Annotated in this window: 14 protein-coding genes; 2 read left to right on the top strand and 12 right to left on the bottom strand. The window is 33.9% G+C overall.

The window, feature by feature from the left end; genetic code table 11:
- Positions 1–127 precede the first annotated feature (127 nt).
- The gene (locus MNO09_RS21380) at positions 128–298 is read left to right on the top strand and encodes a hypothetical protein (RefSeq protein WP_000789354.1); all 171 of its coding nucleotides are present in this window, start codon (positions 128–130) and stop codon (positions 296–298) included.
- Between the two features lie 198 nt (positions 299–496).
- Here the strand turns inward: MNO09_RS21380 and MNO09_RS21385 are convergent, their stop codons facing one another.
- Both MNO09_RS21385 and MNO09_RS21390 read right to left on the bottom strand, forming a co-directional pair.
- The gene (locus MNO09_RS21385; protein WP_002096693.1) at positions 497–1,099 is read right to left on the bottom strand and encodes a nitroreductase family protein; all 603 of its coding nucleotides are present in this window, start codon (positions 1,097–1,099) and stop codon (positions 497–499) included.
- A 245-nt stretch (positions 1,100–1,344) separates the two neighbouring features.
- Positions 1,345–2,298, bottom strand: coding sequence for a D-alanyl-D-alanine carboxypeptidase family protein (locus MNO09_RS21390; RefSeq protein ID WP_000825882.1), 954 nt, complete (start codon positions 2,296–2,298; stop codon positions 1,345–1,347).
- Between the two features lie 188 nt (positions 2,299–2,486).
- On the opposite strand from MNO09_RS21390, the gene MNO09_RS21395 reads away from it, so the two are divergent.
- Positions 2,487–3,488: a S66 family peptidase gene (locus tag MNO09_RS21395; protein WP_000926338.1), complete on the top strand. Its 1,002-nt coding sequence runs from the start codon at positions 2,487–2,489 to the stop codon at positions 3,486–3,488.
- Positions 3,489–3,577: 89 nt separating this feature from the next.
- Here MNO09_RS21395 and MNO09_RS21400 read toward each other — a convergent pair whose 3' ends face one another.
- The 10 genes from MNO09_RS21400 to MNO09_RS21445 form a co-directional block, all read right to left on the bottom strand.
- Positions 3,578–4,024, bottom strand: a complete 447-nt coding sequence (locus MNO09_RS21400) for a DUF6376 family protein (RefSeq protein WP_000695196.1) — start codon at positions 4,022–4,024, stop codon at positions 3,578–3,580.
- 79 nt (positions 4,025–4,103) lie between these two features.
- On the bottom strand, positions 4,104–4,325 hold the full coding sequence (locus MNO09_RS21405; protein WP_000461289.1) for a hypothetical protein: 222 nt from the start codon (positions 4,323–4,325) through the stop codon (positions 4,104–4,106).
- A 206-nt stretch (positions 4,326–4,531) separates the two neighbouring features.
- On the bottom strand, positions 4,532–7,093 hold the full coding sequence (locus tag MNO09_RS21410; protein ID WP_000528185.1) for a glycosyltransferase: 2,562 nt from the start codon (positions 7,091–7,093) through the stop codon (positions 4,532–4,534).
- Between the two features lie 431 nt (positions 7,094–7,524).
- Positions 7,525–9,249, bottom strand: coding sequence for a thiol reductant ABC exporter subunit CydC (cydC, locus tag MNO09_RS21415; RefSeq protein WP_088107108.1), 1,725 nt, complete (start codon positions 9,247–9,249; stop codon positions 7,525–7,527).
- Positions 9,250–9,251: 2 nt separating this feature from the next.
- On the bottom strand, positions 9,252–10,967 hold the full coding sequence (cydD, locus tag MNO09_RS21420; protein ID WP_000824081.1) for a thiol reductant ABC exporter subunit CydD: 1,716 nt from the start codon (positions 10,965–10,967) through the stop codon (positions 9,252–9,254).
- On the bottom strand, positions 10,967–11,983 hold the full coding sequence (gene cydB / locus MNO09_RS21425) for a cytochrome d ubiquinol oxidase subunit II (RefSeq protein WP_000950065.1): 1,017 nt from the start codon (positions 11,981–11,983) through the stop codon (positions 10,967–10,969). The genes cydD and cydB overlap by 1 nt, the downstream gene beginning before the upstream one ends.
- Positions 11,970–13,373 carry a cytochrome ubiquinol oxidase subunit I gene (gene cydA / locus MNO09_RS21430; protein WP_000448887.1) on the bottom strand — a complete coding sequence of 468 codons (1,404 nt, stop codon included), beginning with the start codon at positions 13,371–13,373 and terminating at the stop codon, positions 11,970–11,972. The genes cydB and cydA overlap by 14 nt, the downstream gene beginning before the upstream one ends.
- 616 nt (positions 13,374–13,989) lie before the next feature.
- Positions 13,990–15,045, bottom strand: coding sequence for an LLM class flavin-dependent oxidoreductase (locus tag MNO09_RS21435; RefSeq protein WP_000417567.1), 1,056 nt, complete (start codon positions 15,043–15,045; stop codon positions 13,990–13,992).
- An 83-nt stretch (positions 15,046–15,128) separates the two neighbouring features.
- On the bottom strand, positions 15,129–15,572 hold the full coding sequence (locus tag MNO09_RS21440) for a MarR family winged helix-turn-helix transcriptional regulator (RefSeq protein ID WP_001205521.1): 444 nt from the start codon (positions 15,570–15,572) through the stop codon (positions 15,129–15,131).
- Between the two features lie 357 nt (positions 15,573–15,929).
- A complete protein-coding gene (locus MNO09_RS21445; protein WP_000473160.1) occupies positions 15,930–16,469 on the bottom strand; it encodes a DUF4352 domain-containing protein in 540 nt (179 codons plus the stop codon).
- Positions 16,470–16,553 lie beyond the last annotated feature (84 nt).

The raw sequence follows: 16,553 nt of genomic DNA on the forward strand, positions 1-16,553 counted from the left end.
TTTAACCAATACATATTTTATTTACCCTACACTGAAACCTATCGAACTTTTACAGGTCGGTATATTGAATTTTAAGATGGAAGTCGTATTGCCCGCAAATAATGGGATAAAAAAAGGAGGTATATTTATGAAAAACATAATAGAGGATCCTATAAATAAAAATATAGAATTGTACTATGCTTTTTTTCAATTCGTTTCAATTATTACCTTACAAAAAATATCAACTATTGAAACACGTAAAAACGAATTAAAAAATCAGATGAAAAATTCCTATCAAAAAAATCCTTATTACTTATAAAAGGTGAACAGGTTGTATCCCTGTTCACCTTTTATCCCGCATTAACGGGCAGTAAGACTCCCACCTCAAAATTCAGCGAAAGCAAAGAAGTTAGGTGGGGGATCAACTGCCCGTAAAAGCCCGATTGGTGTGGGCTGATAATCAGTGGGGGATGAACAACTCACCCACTGATTAAAGTTTCACTTTATCATTCCTACATTATTTATAAATTTTCACACGGTTTTCTAAAGGGTGGTATTCTTTTTCACCTGCAGGTACCACCGGTTTACCAAACGGCATTTGTGCAGTAAGTTTCCAATTTTCTGGAACTTCCCATTCTTTTCTCACTTCTTCATCAATTAATGGATTGTAATGCTGCAATGTAGCACCAAATCCTTCAATTTCTAAAGCTGTCCAAATTGCAAATTGTAACATTCCTGAGGATTGCTGTGACCACGTTGGGAAATTCTCTTTGTATAATGCAAAGTTTTCTTGCAGTTCTTCCACTACTTGACTGTCTTCAAAGTATAAAACCGTTCCATAACCACTTTTAAATGCATTCATTTTTTCTTCAGTAGATGCAAAGTTATTTTCAGGTACAATTTTTCGTAACGTTTCTTTCGTAATATCCCATAACTTATCATGTTGTTCTCCTAGCAAGACGACAACGCGGGCGCTCTGAGAGTTAAAAGCTGAAGGTGTATGTTTTACAGCATGATAAATCACTTCTTGAATTTTTTCATCAGAAACTACTTGCTCTTTACTAATCGCGTAAATAGATCTTCTGTCTTCAATTGCTGTGTAAAAATCTTTTGCCATCATAATTCCCTCCAATTTTCATTTGAGGCTTTTTCATATGTATACATCATATTCCGCCTCTTAAAACTTATCATTAATAAGCTTCTAACTTTAGACTATCAACAAACAATAATAAACTCAAATAATAACACTCACATTTTTCACCTTTTTACTTCCTAATGCTAACAATAAAAAGGCAATTTATTGTTACCGATAATAAGTAACAACAAATTGCCTTTCTTATATGATGATCCAACTCAGTATTTCACTTAATTAACTAAGCCAAATGCATAAGACATTAGCTTGTTCGTCTCTGTAAAACGCTTCGTTTTACCTTTCGTTCCCATTACAACAGTAATAATACGAGTATCACCTTGTTTTGCTGTACCCGTAAAACAATACCCCGCGCTATCTGTAAATCCTGTTTTTAATCCGTCTATTCCTTCTATATATAAAGCTTTATTATTTTTGTTTAACATATCATTTGTACTTGCAACATTAATATTATTAAATGCTAACTGACTTTGACGTAAGTGAGTCACTTCTAATATTTCTGGATAGTCTTTTATTAGATGATACGCCAAGTTTGCTACATCAGCAGCTGTCATCTTCGTCTCACTTCCATCAGGTTCTTGTAGTCCTGACGCATTTGCGAATTTAGCATAATCGGACATTTTTAACTGCTTTGCTTTTTCATTCATAAGCTGAACGAAATCTTTCTCTGTTTTTGCCATATGTTCAGCTAAAGCTACAGCCGAATTATTTGCTGATTCAATCATTAATGCATGGTACAAATCTTTTACAGTTAATGTGTCATTCACTTGGACTGGGATTCTCGCACCCTCTGTTTGTGCCGCTTTCGCACTCATTTTCACTGGATCTTCCCAGCGAACTTTCCCATTATGTACATTTTCTAATAGAAGGTACGCTGTCATCATCTTAGACATACTTGCTGGCGCAAAAGCTTCATTTTCATTATGTTGATAAATAATATCTCCATTACTCGCATCGATAATCATAGCTGCTTTTGCATCAATTTCCGGTGGTATGTACTTTGGTGGCACTACTTTTTCAGCTAATCCTGTTTGAGGTAGTTCTGCCACTTGTAAAGGTTGTCCCTCTATATTTGTTGCACTCTTTTGAGTTCCTTGGAATAAGAACCAACATATCCCTAAAATAATGACTACTAGGATCGTCAGCCTTCCCCATTTTAACCGCTTCATTTCAAAACTCCTTTAGCAAACCTTTTATACACTCACGTTTAACCATAACAATAATTACTTTATATCGTCAAGGCAAAAAGCATATTTATTCATCTAATACATTTATGTTACAATTAAAATACCAAAATATAAGAATATTCAATGTTATATTGTCGTAATTTAACTACTTAATAGAAAGGATTCTTACAATGCTACTTCCAAAAACATTAAAATACGGAGACACAATCGGCATTTATTCGCCCTCTTCACCAGCAACCTACACTTCTCCTAAAAGATTTGAACGAGCGAAATCTTATTTACAACAGAAAGGATTTCACATATTAGAAGGTTCACTAACAGGTCGATATGATTATTATCGCTCTGGCAGTATACAAGAGCGTGCCGAGGAACTGAATGCTTTAATAAGGAATCCTAATGTATCTTGTATTATATCAACAATTGGCGGTATGAATTCCAATTCCTTATTACCTTATATTGATTATGATGCTTTTCAAAATAATCCTAAAATAATGATTGGCTATTCAGATGCAACAGCTTTATTGCTAGGGATTTATGCCAAAACAGGAATCCCTACATTTTACGGTCCGGCACTCGTCCCCTCCTTTGGAGAATTTGAGCCTTTTGTAGATTATACATACAAATATTTTGTAGAAACATTACTACATGATCAATCGCTTCCTTACAACATAAAACAGCCTTTATTTTGGTCAGATGAATTTATTAATTGGGAAGTGAAAACGAAAGAAAAAGAACTTAGACCAAATAATTGGATTTCCGTAACAAATGGACAAGCTACTGGACGTATTATTGGTGGGAACTTAAATACAATGCAAGGAATTTTGGGTAGCCCTTATATGCCAAGCATTCAAGAAGGCGATATTTTATTTATTGAGGATAGTTCAAAAGATGCAGCTACTATTGAAAGAAGCTTTTCATTACTTAAAATTAACGGTGTATTTGATAAAGTTTCAGGTATACTTCTTGGAAAACATGAGCAATTTGATGATTGTGGTACAAAGCGCAAACCGTACGAAATATTATTAGAAGTACTGCAAAACCAAAGCATTCCTTTATTAGCTGACTTTGATTGTTGTCATACCCACCCGATGATCACTATGCCGATAGGTGTTCAAGTGAACATGGATGTAACCAATAAAACAATACATATTTTAGAAAAATGGAAGATATAAAAAACGCCTATATTATAGGAAGAAAATATTATAAACTTTCCATTAGAAAACATAAAAAAGCTCCGTTCATCACAAAACGGAGCTTTTTATTATTGTCCTAAATTTTGAACCTTCTCTTTCAACTCACGAACTTGATCAATCGTCTGCATAAGCTCAGAGTTTTTAAATTGCTCTACATCCACTTTTCCTTCTTCTATCTTCGTCATTGCCGTATCAATTAATGTATTTAACTTTTCGTTATATCCGACGATTTGCTGATGAAGATCCTTTGCTACATCAGGTGGTGTTAATTCATTGAAAGCGGGTATATCTTGTTTAATTTCACTAAGCTTCGTTTCTAATTCTTTTCGAGCCTCACTATCATTAACAGCCTTTTCAGCTAATGCTGGTGCATCATTTGCAAATGCACTTATTTCATTTACATAGTCTGTCGCTTTTTGAGCATAATCTATGGAGTTCTTTCCTTGCTCTACTAGTGAACACCCCATTAAACCAATTGAAACCATACATACTAATAAAATTGATTTGATTTTCATTTTAGACTCCCTTCGTCATTATACTTGTCTGTAATCTTCTTTATCATAACTTCTAGCTAAATCTTTTTCAAATAGCTATTTAACCTCTCACATGCCCTATTATCGTTACAACATCTATTTCTATATGTACGCTAATAATATCTTCAATTATATCCATATACCCTTGTCCTATAGCTGCTCCATAGCTTAATGTAAGCCCCTTCTTTTCATACACTGACTTTGGCACTGAAAAAATAAATCTTCTCAAGTTTCTTTCATCAGCAGGCTCCATAATTAAAACAATTCCATCCTCTTCAAACATATACACTCGCCCTCCAACTTTACATTCACTATGGCTCAGTATTGCCTTTGTCAGCTAAATTTAAAACAAAAAAATAAGTTGCACATCGCTCTATAATTAAAATAAGAAGCATTAATTCTTTTTTTTAAGTTTAATGCTTCTTCAAAACTTTGATTTAATTGTCCATAATCCGTATTATACGAATTATTTCAATTCCCCTCAATTCTTCATTTCCGGACAATATAGAGTACATCAGTTTCAGATAAACCAAATTTCCTCGCACTTTTCATTCCTTGTTTTTCAGCTATGTTATACAATTCCACCTTAAATCCTACATTCATTAATCGTTGTATAAATCCTGATTGATTATAAATTCTTACATGTTCTTCATGACCAAAAGCTAATTTTCTCAATTTTGGCGTTAAAATTAATTCATTCTCTATAATAATATCTACATTCATTACGATTGGAGCTTGAATAATTCCCCATCCATTTGTTTTTAATACTCTATATAACTCTCTCATCGCTTTTTCATCATCTTGAACGTACTGTAATACATGACCACATAAAATCACATCAAATGTATCATTTTCATATGGAATTCTAGTAACATCAATTTCCTGCATTAATGGATCCTTTGGTTCAATATCTCCACACACATATATAATATTTTTATACTGAGCAAACCAACTTCTTAACTTCGCTTCTGGTGCAATATGAAGCATAGTATCATTTTCACTTAATAAATCCGTTTCCATTTCAATATATACACGATATAACCTTTCACGGTCCATCGAATCACATACCGGACAAATCCCCGTATCTTTATTCCACATCTCGAATTTGTATTTTGGAAAAGCGTAATGTTCTGGCCAAGGAGAAAATTTTTCAAATTGTTGATTGCAAAATTGACAATAGCAGACTTCTTTCTCAAATATACGATTAACTAGCTTATTTAGTTCCTTCTCTATCTTTTCATTATCAATTTGATTTAATTGACTATTTTTTACCACATCCTTAATTATTAAAACCGTATTTTCCAAACAATTAGTTAAACACTCTTTATAATCTTGCTCACAATTTAAAAACCCACTATTATATGCATCTATTATTAATTCAATCCATTCTTCAATTGTCTTTAATGTAAATTGCATTTGTTTTTGATTTTCCCCACTATGTTGTCTAAAATAACTAAGGGGTTCCTCTATATAAACTACTTTTCCTTTCTTCATCATATCTAGCCATGTTGCAATGTCATTAATAGCAGAGTAAGCCTTCCCCTTAAAACACCCAAAATCCCCTCCCAAAAATTTTCGATTAAATAGAACTGTTGTAGGCTCACCAACTACATTTTTTAAGTTTTTTAACATATAATCCCCTAATTCTTTCCCTTCAAAAAGTGTAGTTTCTTTGGCAATTTTCATATTCAATGTTGATGGTGATAATACTTTTCCATTCTCATCAATTAATTCACGATATGACGTCACAAACGAAATGTTTTCTAGACTAAAAAAACAGTTCATCATTCTTTTAATCTTTTCAGGATGAAATAAGTCATCATCTAATAAAAAGTTTATATAATCTCCATTTGCAAGTTCTATACACTTATTAAAGTTCTCTGCTTCTAATCGAGGTTTATTTTTAACATATGTAATACATTCATATTCACTTAAATATGGTTGGATCATCGCTTGAATTTCACCGTTTATACTATCGTCAGAAATTATTATTTCGATATTTTCATATGTTTGATTCAAAGCACTTTTGAGAGCTAATTCCAAGTAATGGGGTTTATTATAGGCAGGAATGAGTATACTGACTTTCGGTAAATGAGAGTTGTTATTCCGATACTGTTTTTTCTTTTCTATATTTATTTCCTTTCGCTTAATTTTTCGGTAATAGTCTAATGTATATAATATTGATGATGGAACTAATTTTTTTGCATAGTCTAGGAAATTAGTTATCGCTTTATATAACTCTTTTTCAGTAGATAAAAAACCATACTTTTCTCCAACTATAATACTATGTGAAAAATCCTCTACTCCATCCATAAGTTTATTAGATTCATTCAACTGTTGACCTGAATGTAATCGGAAGTAACTAAGTGTCTCCGCTATGTATACTGCTTTTCCTTTACTTAATAAAGATAACCATGAGGCTATATCTACATTACATAGATACCTTCTCTTATCAAAAATCCCATACGGTTCTTGTAAATCATTTTTACGAAATAAAACTGTTGTCGGTTCTCCAATATAATTTTTTTGATCCACAATTACCCTATTTCCTAGTTCTGTTCCCTCTATAATCGTATCCTCTTCAAATAAACGGACAGTTGAATAAATATGTCGTAGTTCTTTCCCTTTATCATCAATTACTTGACGATGAGATGTTACAAGCTTGATTTCATTATCTAAATCATTGAAAAAATACTTCATCATTTTTTCAATTTTATTCATATGAAATATATCATCATCCATTAAAAAATTTATATACTCACCGTTCGCTTCATTAAATAACATTAGCGCATTTTCAAATTGTCCGAGAGTTGACCTGTTTTTTATATAAATAATATTTGAATGATCACATAAGTATTTTTGTAACACATTTTCCGTTTCGTCATTCGTGCTATCATCTCCAACAATAATTTCTATATTAGAATATGTTTGTTGTAATACACTACACAATGCTTTTTCAAAGTAGCCAGGACGATTATAAGTAGGAATTAATACACTTACCAACGGAATTCGATCTATCGCCTCTTCACTTTTTTCAAAACGATTCCCCATCTTTTCCCTCCACCTTTTCGCATATTATTTATATACGCGACATAATATCACATTACTTAAACCGTATGAAACCTTTATACTTTTATGCAAGCCCATAACAAAATATCCTACTTTTCACTCCAAAATATACATATTCAATAATTTAAGCATTTGATTAACTGTTTTTTATACATTTGATTTCTATCATAAAATAATGTAAGACAAATAAAACGAAACTTTAATCAGGGGGGCTTCTCCATCCCTTCTGATTATCCCCCTCACCAATCGGACTTTTACGTACAGTTAATCTCCCGCCTAACTTCCTCACATCAGCCGGATCTTGCCCTGCAAATAGCGAGATAAATCTATACCTTAAAAAGAATATATATTTCTTAACAAAAAAATAGCTGCACCATTAGGCTTAGCTATTTTACAATTATTACTTATTCAAACTATATTCCTTTATCTAACTCATACAGCTTACGATACTTCTCGTTTTCTTTCAGAAGTTGTTCATGACTGCCTTGCATCACAATTTGGCCACGATCAAGGAATATAACTTCATCTACATGTTCAATTCCTACAAGGTGGTGTGTAATCCAAATAACAGTCTTTTCTTCTGTTGCAGAAAACATTGTTTCTATTAAAGATAATTCTGTCTTTGGATCTAAGCCAATCGTAGGTTCATCAAGTACAATAATTGGAGCCTCTTGCATTAGCGTTCTAGCAAAAGCAACCCGTTGTCTTTCTCCACCAGAAAACCTTTTCCCCATTTCATGCATTTTTGTTTGCAATCCATCTGGAAGAGAAGCTATATGCGAAGCTAATTGTGCTTTCTCTAAAGCTATCCATATCTCTTCATCCGTAGCCTCTGGTTTACCGATTCGCACATTATTTCCAATTGGCGTATCGAATAAATGCGGCTTTTGATTCAATACAGAAATATATTTTGATAAAAGATTCGTATGAGCATGTTCACTATTCAATAAAACTTCACCATGTAACGGGCTTAGCGCACCTGCTAACAATTTTAACAAAGTAGATTTTCCTGTTCCACTTCTTCCTAAAATGGCGATTTTCTTTCCTGCCTTTATTTGCAGTGATACTTCTTTCAATACAAATTCATTACTATCTGGGTAACGATACGATACATTATTTAATTCAATGTCTATATGTTTTGATGCAACATAATCTTTATCCTCATGTAATTCCTTTTCATCCTGTAAAACATCATTAGCTTCTACTTTATTTAGACGATGAGCAGATTCTACATATGATGGAATTCGATCGATGGCATCTGAAAGAGGAATAAGCGCGTTTGTGACTGATAACGTCATTAAGACGAAAGCCGCAATAACGGTAGGTGCAATCTGTTCACTTGCCGCCTCATTTCCAGTCCATATGATCATTGAAATAACTACAATCCCCACTACTAATTGAATGATACTGTCCCGAATATGATTCCAGCGCTTCATTCTTTTTTCCGTTTTTAACAACTGAGCATTTTGCTCTACATACTTATCAATGAATTCATCTTTTCTACCACTTGCTTGCCAATCAGATAACCCAAAAACAGCGTCTGTTAGTTGTTGATACAAACGGCTTCTTCCTTGCTTTAAAGTAACATGATGCTGCTTCATTAAAAGTAATGATACAAACGGAAGAAGAAAAACGATAATAGCCAACATACATGCTGCAATAAGTGCAAATACTACGTCAAATGCACCGATAACAAGTACGAATATGCTATATACAACTAATGCTAATAGACTAGGAAATATTGTACGTAAATATAGGTTTTGCAAATGCTCTATATCTTCGGATAATATACCTAACATATCGCCCGTTTGAAATCGTGAGCGAAAAAATAACGCCTGCGGTTCTACTATTCTGTATAGTTTCGTTCTCATCTTTTCTAATATGCGTAGTACGACATCGTGTCCAACTAAACGCTCTAAATAATGAAATACCGCTTGTCCTATACTAAACGCACGTGTTGCAACGATAGGAACATATACAGCCATTACATTTTCTGGTCTAAGAGCAGATTTAGAGATTAAATAACCTGAAATGAAAAGTAACATTGCACCTGAACTAACTCCAAGAAGACCAAGGAAAATAGTTAAAGTCATTCTACCTTTATTTTGCTGTATATAAGGTTTAATCCAGTTACTCATCTCTATCCCCTCTCTTTCCTGTGAAAATGTAATGCCTCATTCTTTAAAAGTTCTTCATACGTTCCGCTTTCTATCATTTCCCCTTTATTTAAAATAAGAATATGATCCATCTGTTTCATCCAGTGAAGACGATGTGTTGCAAGAAATACTAGCTTACCTTCAAACAGACGTAACATCGCTTGCTTTATTTCAAATTCAGTTTCAATATCAAGATGTGCTGTAGGCTCGTCTAATAGAATGATTGGCTTTTTGCTTAAAAGTGCACGCGCCATAGCGACACGTTGTTCTTGCCCGCCACTAAGCATACGTCCACCTTCTCCAATTCTTTCATACATCCCATTCGGAAGCGATGTAACGAGTGAACGAAGACCAACTTCATTAATAACTCTTTCCACTTCTGCATCAGTTGTATTTGTTTCATAGAAACAAATGTTATCTTTTAATGAAAGCGGGAAAATATAAGGTTGCTGCGGAATATAAGCAATATTCTTTTGCCAATCTTCGCGGGTATCCCCGTCAATTTCCACACCATTTACTATCAGCTTTCCACCCGAAGGAGTTAAAAATCCTGCTAATACATCAATTAACGTCGATTTCCCTGCCCCACTTTCACCAATTACACCTATAGCGCCAATGCCTTCCCAAGTAAAATCAATTCCCTCTAATATAGCTTTCTCAGATTCATCATTCTTTACTTTTACATCTTGTAATTTCAAGTTACTAGCGGAATTCCATATTAGACCTACATTTGATTCTTTCTTTCCTATTTCTTTTTGTTGCTGTAAAATCTCTTCTATTTGCTCCATTGCAAGTTGTCCATCTAATGTAGCATGATAATTCGCTCCAACTTGTTTAATCGGCAGAAAATATTCCGGAGATAAAATTAAAATCGTAAGGGCTGGCAATAGTACAATTGTCCCATCTATTAAACGTATCCCTAATCCGACCGCCACAAATGCGATTGATAAACTCGTAAAGAAATCTAATGCAAAAGAAGAAAGAAAAGCAACTCGCAAAGTACGCATCGTTGCTTTTCTATATCTTTTACTTACTTTTTCAATCTTTCCTTCGTGCTGTTTACTTTTACCTAAATACTTTAATGTTTCTAATCCTTTTAACGTATCTACAAAATGATTAGAAAGTACACGATACGACTCATACTGACTATCCGCCATCTTTTGCGCTGCTAATCCTAGTAGGATCATAAATATAATCACGATAGGAATCGTTACAACTAAAATGATTCCAGACTCAATATCTAGCGTAAAAACATATAGTACAATTAGTCCCGGTACGATACTACTTCTAATCATTTTAGGAATTGTTAATTCTATATATGTTTTAAACTTCTCAATACCTTCTATCGATAAGGTAACCAGATGACCAGTTCCAGCAGTTTGAACATAACGTGGACCTAATGTGAAATACGCCTCTATTAATTGTTTTCTCAGTAGCGATCCTGTTTTTTCAGCGAAACGTTCCACTAATATTTGCGATATTCGCACTAGCATATGACGTACTGCAAACGTGATTCCAAAATAAACCGTTTCATTTAACACAGATTGCACAGTTTCTCCTTGAAATAAAAACGTAATAGCCCGTGCTAAAAACACTGTTTGCGCAATAATACTTACAGCTTCTAAAATGCTAATGATTGTTAACACTACATATAAAACTCGGCTACCAGGATACGACGGAAGTCCTCTTTTTCTTTTCATTAGTACTCCAAATCTTTATCTGACTTAACAGGTTGTCTAAACACATAGAAACTCCATATTTGACTTCCCAAAACAAATGGCAATATAGCAATTGAAAAATACGTCATCAGTTTTAGTGCATAATCTCCTGATGCTGCATTATAAATTGTTAAATCGTATATTGACCCTAACGAGCTAATTAAGACACGTGGGAACATGCCGGCAAACACACTCGCACTTAGTAAAATGATTGTTAAACTCGTCATAACGAAAGCCCAACCATCTCTTCTTCTTTTATTTAATAATGTTGACGCACATAATGCTACAAAAGCTCCAATCGGAACCATAATCCACTCTGTACCATGACCAGTGAAAATATCTGTTTTCCATAACCCTACACCGGCAAAAATAAGAAGTGCTATAATTGCAAGCGGTGCAATTTTCAACGCAGCAATACGTGCACGTTCTCTTAACTTACCAGTTGTACGTATAGTAAGGAATTGCAATCCGTGAACAATACATAGCAGAAGGAACATAACTCCTCCAAGTAATGCAAATGGATGAAGTAATGGTAAGAATCCACCTACAGCATTTTTCGTTTCATCAATTGGAATACCTACCATAAAGTTAGCAATGGCAACGCCCCAAAGAACAGGCGGTAGTAAACTTCCTAAAAACATACCCCAATCCCAAAAACCTTTCCATTTATGATTGTCTATTTTCGCACGGAATTTAAAGGAAACCCCTCTTATAATTAAAGCAAGAAGCATAAATACAAACGGAATGTAAAACCCGCTAAATAAAGTTGCATACCAGTGCGGGAATGCTGCGAACATAGCCCCACCAGCACAAACAAGCCATACTTCATTCGCGTGCCAAAATGGACCAATTGTATTTAAATATATTCTTTTCTCTAAATCGTTTTCCCCTAAAAACCTTGAAACTATACCTACACCGAAATCGAATCCTTCAAGTACAAAGAAGCCTACGAATAAAATTGCAATAATGATAAACCACAACTCATTAAGAGATAACATACTCTTCCTCCTTATCAAATGGATCATGGCTTTGAGAATCCTGTTTCGTTTTCTTATTCTCATGTCCTTTAATGACACGAACGAATAAGTAAACAGTAATTCCTCCTATAATTAAATATAGTGATGTGAATGAAACTAAAGAGAATAATACTTCTCCGAACGTAACATTTGGAGATACAGCATCTTCCGTTTTCATAACACCGAAAACTACCCAAGGCTGACGTCCCATTTCAGTCATAATCCATCCTACTGTATTACCGATAAACGGTAGTGCAATTGCATACACCATTAATTTTAAATACCAATTTTTTTCAGCTAATCGATCTTTTCTTGATAAGAACCATCCGTACGCTCCTAGAAGAAGCATAAATGTTCCACTCATTACCATCGCTCTAAAACTCCAGAACATAGTGTGTACTGGCGGAATATAATCTCCAGGCCCATATTTTTCTTCATATTGCTTTTGAATTTGATTCATCCCTTCTACTTGACCGCTAAATTTATCAAATGATAAAAGACTTAGCATATAAGGGATTTGAATTTCAAACGAGTTTTCTTGCTTCTCTGCATCAATTTTCGCAAATACTGTAAATGGAGCTGGATCCTCACTCGTATTCCATAACGCTTCAGCTGCTGCCATTTTCATTGGGTGTGTCTTAATTAATTGTTGTGCTTGCGCATGACCGAAGAATAATACTAGCGCAGTTGTAAGTGTTCCAACAATGATAGAAATGCGGAACGATTTTTTAAACACTTCAGTTTCTTGAGCTTTCGTTATTTTCCATGCACTCACACCTGCAATAAAGAATGCACCAGTTGCAATTGCTGCTGTAATTGTATGCGGGAATTGTACCCATAATTGTGGGTTTTGAATAATCGCTAAGAAATCATTCATTTGTGCACGTCCATCTGCTGCCATTTCATATCCTACTGGCGATTGCATAAATGCACTTGCAGTTAAAATCCAAAATGCTGATAACATTGTTCCAATTGAAAGGAGCCAAATACATAACAAGTGAATTCGCTTCGGTAATTTGTCCTCACCGAATACCCATAAACCTAGGAATGTAGACTCTATGAAAAATGCTAATAAGCCTTCAATTGCAAGTGATGGACCAAACACATCACCCACGAAACGTGAATATGTTGACCAGTTCATGCCAAACTGGAATTCTTGTAAAATACCAGTTACTACACCTACCGCAAAGTTAACTAGGAATATTTGTGTCCAAAACTTCGTCATCTTCTTATAAATTTCTTGTCCCTTTACCACGTATAACGTTTGCATTAACGCAATGATAAAAGCTAAACCAATAGACAGCGGAACAAAAAAGTAATGGAAAATCGTTGTTGAGGCGAATTGTATTCGTGCCAATTCGAGCGTTTCCATACTACAATCACTTCCTTCATAATTTTTTATATCGTAATTTCAATTGAGTTGTATGAATAAAACAACTCAAATCTTAGAAATATAGAAAGATAAATTTGTTTATGTACTTTTAGAAAATATAAATTTTCAGTTTTCAAGATAATTACAAAAGAACTTTCTCATAAAATTTACCTTTTCACTATTTCAGTAGTGTTTTATCCGTTAATCGAATTGTATAATATACCTGCATAGTAAATTCAGCTGATTTTTGACGTATTATTGACATCATTTTGTCTGAAATATGTCTTTTGTCATTTTTTTGAATTAGATTTTTCTCATTAATAAAATGTATTTTTTTAATATAAGACTTACTTCCATATCAATAAAACAATCATTTTTCTCTTCATACACTTGACTTTCGCGCGAAAAAATGTCCTCTAAATTAACGGAGAAATCAGTTAGTTTTTGTCAAGAGAAAAATATATTTCTAAAATTCAAACACGAAATAATGTTATTCAAAAATAGAAAATCCCCTCCCTCTTTCTAGTCTAAAAATTCATTTTTTTGCCATTTTTTCAAACTAAATTAATACATAAAAAAATACCGAGAATCGATTAGACTCTCGGTATTTTTCAAATTATTTTGCTGTATGTTTTCTAATAGCCGGTAAAATTTCAGTAGCAATTAATTCAATGTTTTTCTCAATTTTATTAAGTGGTACGCCACCAAAATCAATTTGTGCCATAAAACGTTGTTGCCCAAATAATTCATATTGGTAAAGCATTTTTTCAATAATTTGTTGCGGGCTACCAACCATTAATGCGTCACGGTAATCTACTGCATTTGTGAATTGTTGCTTCGGATACCCACCACCGCGCAGTGTAAGCATACCAGCATTAATATGAGGATAGTATTCACTAAATGCATCTTGTGAATTTTTTGCTGTATAAAATAAACTCGTTGTTGCAACTGGCAAACTTGCTGGATTAAATCCACTTTGCGCCGCAGCCTCTCGGTAGGCATCTACCGATCCTTTAAAGTTAATAGCTGGGCCACCTAGTGTTGTTATCATCATTGGTACACCCGCACGTCCCGCTTTAATCGCACTAGCTGGTGGGCCACCAACTGCACGCCAAATTGGTAAGTTATTATTTTTAGCTCTCGGAATAACCGATGCATGTGCAAGCGGCGCTCTGAACTGTCCGTTCCATGTTACATGTTCCTCTTTATTAATTTTTAATAAAAGATCCATTTTCTCTTCAAATAACTCTTCATAATCATTCACATCATAACCAAGTAAACTATATCCCCCAATACGAGATCCACGACCAGCTACGATTTCTGCACGTCCATTAGAAATTAAGTCAATTGTAGCAAAATCCTCATATACTCGTACCGGATCAGATGTACTTACTATCGTTGCTGAACTTGCAATTTTTATATTTTTCGTAGCTTGTGCAATAGCTCCTAAAATAACTGTATGAGCTTGCGTTGTAAAATGCGTTTGATGACTTTCACCGACAGCAAATACATCAAGTCCAGCTTCATCCGCTAACTTAGCTGTTTCAATTAATTCATGAATTCTTTGTTCTGCACTAATTTTCTCTCCGTTATGCGGATTTAAAACATGATCCCCAATTGAATATAATCCAAACTCTATTCCTTTACTTGTATCCATACGGTATTTTTCCATAGTTGTTCTCTCCTTTAATTCTGTCGTATTCATTTTCTTCAATCACCCATCACTTGATTAGTCAATTGATGGTGTAAAAAAAATTACTCATGTGGTAATTCTTTTTTTTCGCTATGCTTATGAACTTTCGTCATTAACTCGTATAATATTTTCTGCTCTTCTTCATTTAATACATCATCAAAAAACGAAGATTGAAATGCAAGCTGCTCTGGCAACGCTCTCTCTAAAGCTGCTTCCCCTTGCTCTGTAAGACTAATTGTTTTCGTTTTCCAGTCTTGTTTTCGCACAATATATCCTTCTTTTTCAAGACGAGTTAACATTCGAGAAATGCCACCTTGTGTAACAGTAACCTTCTCAGCTAACTCCATTTGTGTTAGTGGTTGATACGTACGTATTTGCAAAAGCACATCAAATTGAGCTGTCGTTAAATCAAAACGTTTTAAAAACTCATTTGACATCTGATTACTTTGGTTCGTAAATCGTATTAAACGTAACCATATTAATGATCCTATCGTATTATCACGCATGTTTGATCACTTCCTATCGTGAATCTTACTATCACTTTACCACTCAAGTGATAGTGATGCAAGAAATAATTTCATTTTTTATATAACTCAACTTACTTGTACTTAACTAAAGGCATCACTCGTGTAGTATTAGGTCTACTTACCATTCTCTACATCTCCATAAAAAAAGGATTAAGCTCAAACGCCAATCCTTATCATGCATTTATTTTTTGTTTTTAAAACAGTATGTTTGAAATTCACACCATCTAATCTATTATTTTCTTTTATCGTACCGTAAGCATACTGGCTTCATGTAAAACCTGTATAAGTTTGCATAAAAGGCCCTTGTTTACACCAATCGGGCTTTTACGGGATAAATCATTTAAGTTCTACTTTTACTTCCTCTTTAGACATAACATCAGGTCTATAAATTAATTCAAGATTAGAATCACCTTTTTTCGCTTCAAATGTTATGGCTCCTGTTAACTTACCGTTTGGATCTACATCTTTAATTTTAAAAATATTTTTATTACTAGTTGAAAATGTATGGTCCACAATACTTCCGTCGCCTCTTTCAAGGTAAAAATCTAATGGGTTAATTCTAACTTTTTGATTACCAATATTCTCTACTGTAACATGAACAATAACAAACTCATTACCTTTTTCCAGCTTATCATATTCTGCCACTTGTGCTATTTGTACTTTATGGACTGTTAATTTTTGATTTCTAATTTGAGTAGTTTTTTCGACACTATATTCTCTTGTATCTTCATTCTTCGTATTTTCTTTTTTGGCACTACTTTGCTCTTCCTTAGTATTATTTGATACAGTTTTAGCTACTTCTTTCTTCTCATCACATGCCGATAAACTGAAAGCTAAAGTCCCTCCTAAAGTGACTGTCGCGATTTTTTTAAACATAAATTCCCTTCCCCCAATGTGAAAATGATAAAAATCCCCAAAAACTATATATTATACTAACAGATAAATGAACAGTATATTGTC

The organism is Bacillus sp. N5-665, from assembly GCF_022637375.2.
GTDB lineage: Bacteria > Bacillota > Bacilli > Bacillales > Bacillaceae_G > Bacillus_A > Bacillus_A wiedmannii.

Bases quoted from the DNA above. Each gene is read 5' to 3' on its own strand.
- MNO09_RS21380 (WP_000789354.1), top strand. From the start codon at position 128: ATGAAAAACATAATAGAGGATCCTATAAATAAAAATATAGAATTGTAC.
- MNO09_RS21385 (WP_002096693.1), bottom strand. From the start codon at position 1,099: ATGATGGCAAAAGATTTTTACACAGCAATTGAAGACAGAAGATCTATT.
- MNO09_RS21390 (WP_000825882.1), bottom strand. From the start codon at position 2,298: ATGAAGCGGTTAAAATGGGGAAGGCTGACGATCCTAGTAGTCATTATT.
- MNO09_RS21395 (WP_000926338.1), top strand. From the start codon at position 2,487: ATGCTACTTCCAAAAACATTAAAATACGGAGACACAATCGGCATTTAT.
- MNO09_RS21400 (WP_000695196.1), bottom strand. From the start codon at position 4,024: ATGAAAATCAAATCAATTTTATTAGTATGTATGGTTTCAATTGGTTTA.
- MNO09_RS21405 (WP_000461289.1), bottom strand. From the start codon at position 4,325: ATGTTTGAAGAGGATGGAATTGTTTTAATTATGGAGCCTGCTGATGAA.
- MNO09_RS21410 (WP_000528185.1), bottom strand. From the start codon at position 7,093: ATGGGGAATCGTTTTGAAAAAAGTGAAGAGGCGATAGATCGAATTCCG.
- cydC (WP_088107108.1), bottom strand. From the start codon at position 9,249: ATGAGTAACTGGATTAAACCTTATATACAGCAAAATAAAGGTAGAATG.
- cydD (WP_000824081.1), bottom strand. From the start codon at position 10,967: ATGAAAAGAAAAAGAGGACTTCCGTCGTATCCTGGTAGCCGAGTTTTA.
- cydB (WP_000950065.1), bottom strand. From the start codon at position 11,983: ATGTTATCTCTTAATGAGTTGTGGTTTATCATTATTGCAATTTTATTC.
- cydA (WP_000448887.1), bottom strand. From the start codon at position 13,373: ATGGAAACGCTCGAATTGGCACGAATACAATTCGCCTCAACAACGATT.
- MNO09_RS21435 (WP_000417567.1), bottom strand. From the start codon at position 15,045: ATGGAAAAATACCGTATGGATACAAGTAAAGGAATAGAGTTTGGATTA.
- MNO09_RS21440 (WP_001205521.1), bottom strand. From the start codon at position 15,572: ATGCGTGATAATACGATAGGATCATTAATATGGTTACGTTTAATACGA.
- MNO09_RS21445 (WP_000473160.1), bottom strand. From the start codon at position 16,469: ATGTTTAAAAAAATCGCGACAGTCACTTTAGGAGGGACTTTAGCTTTC.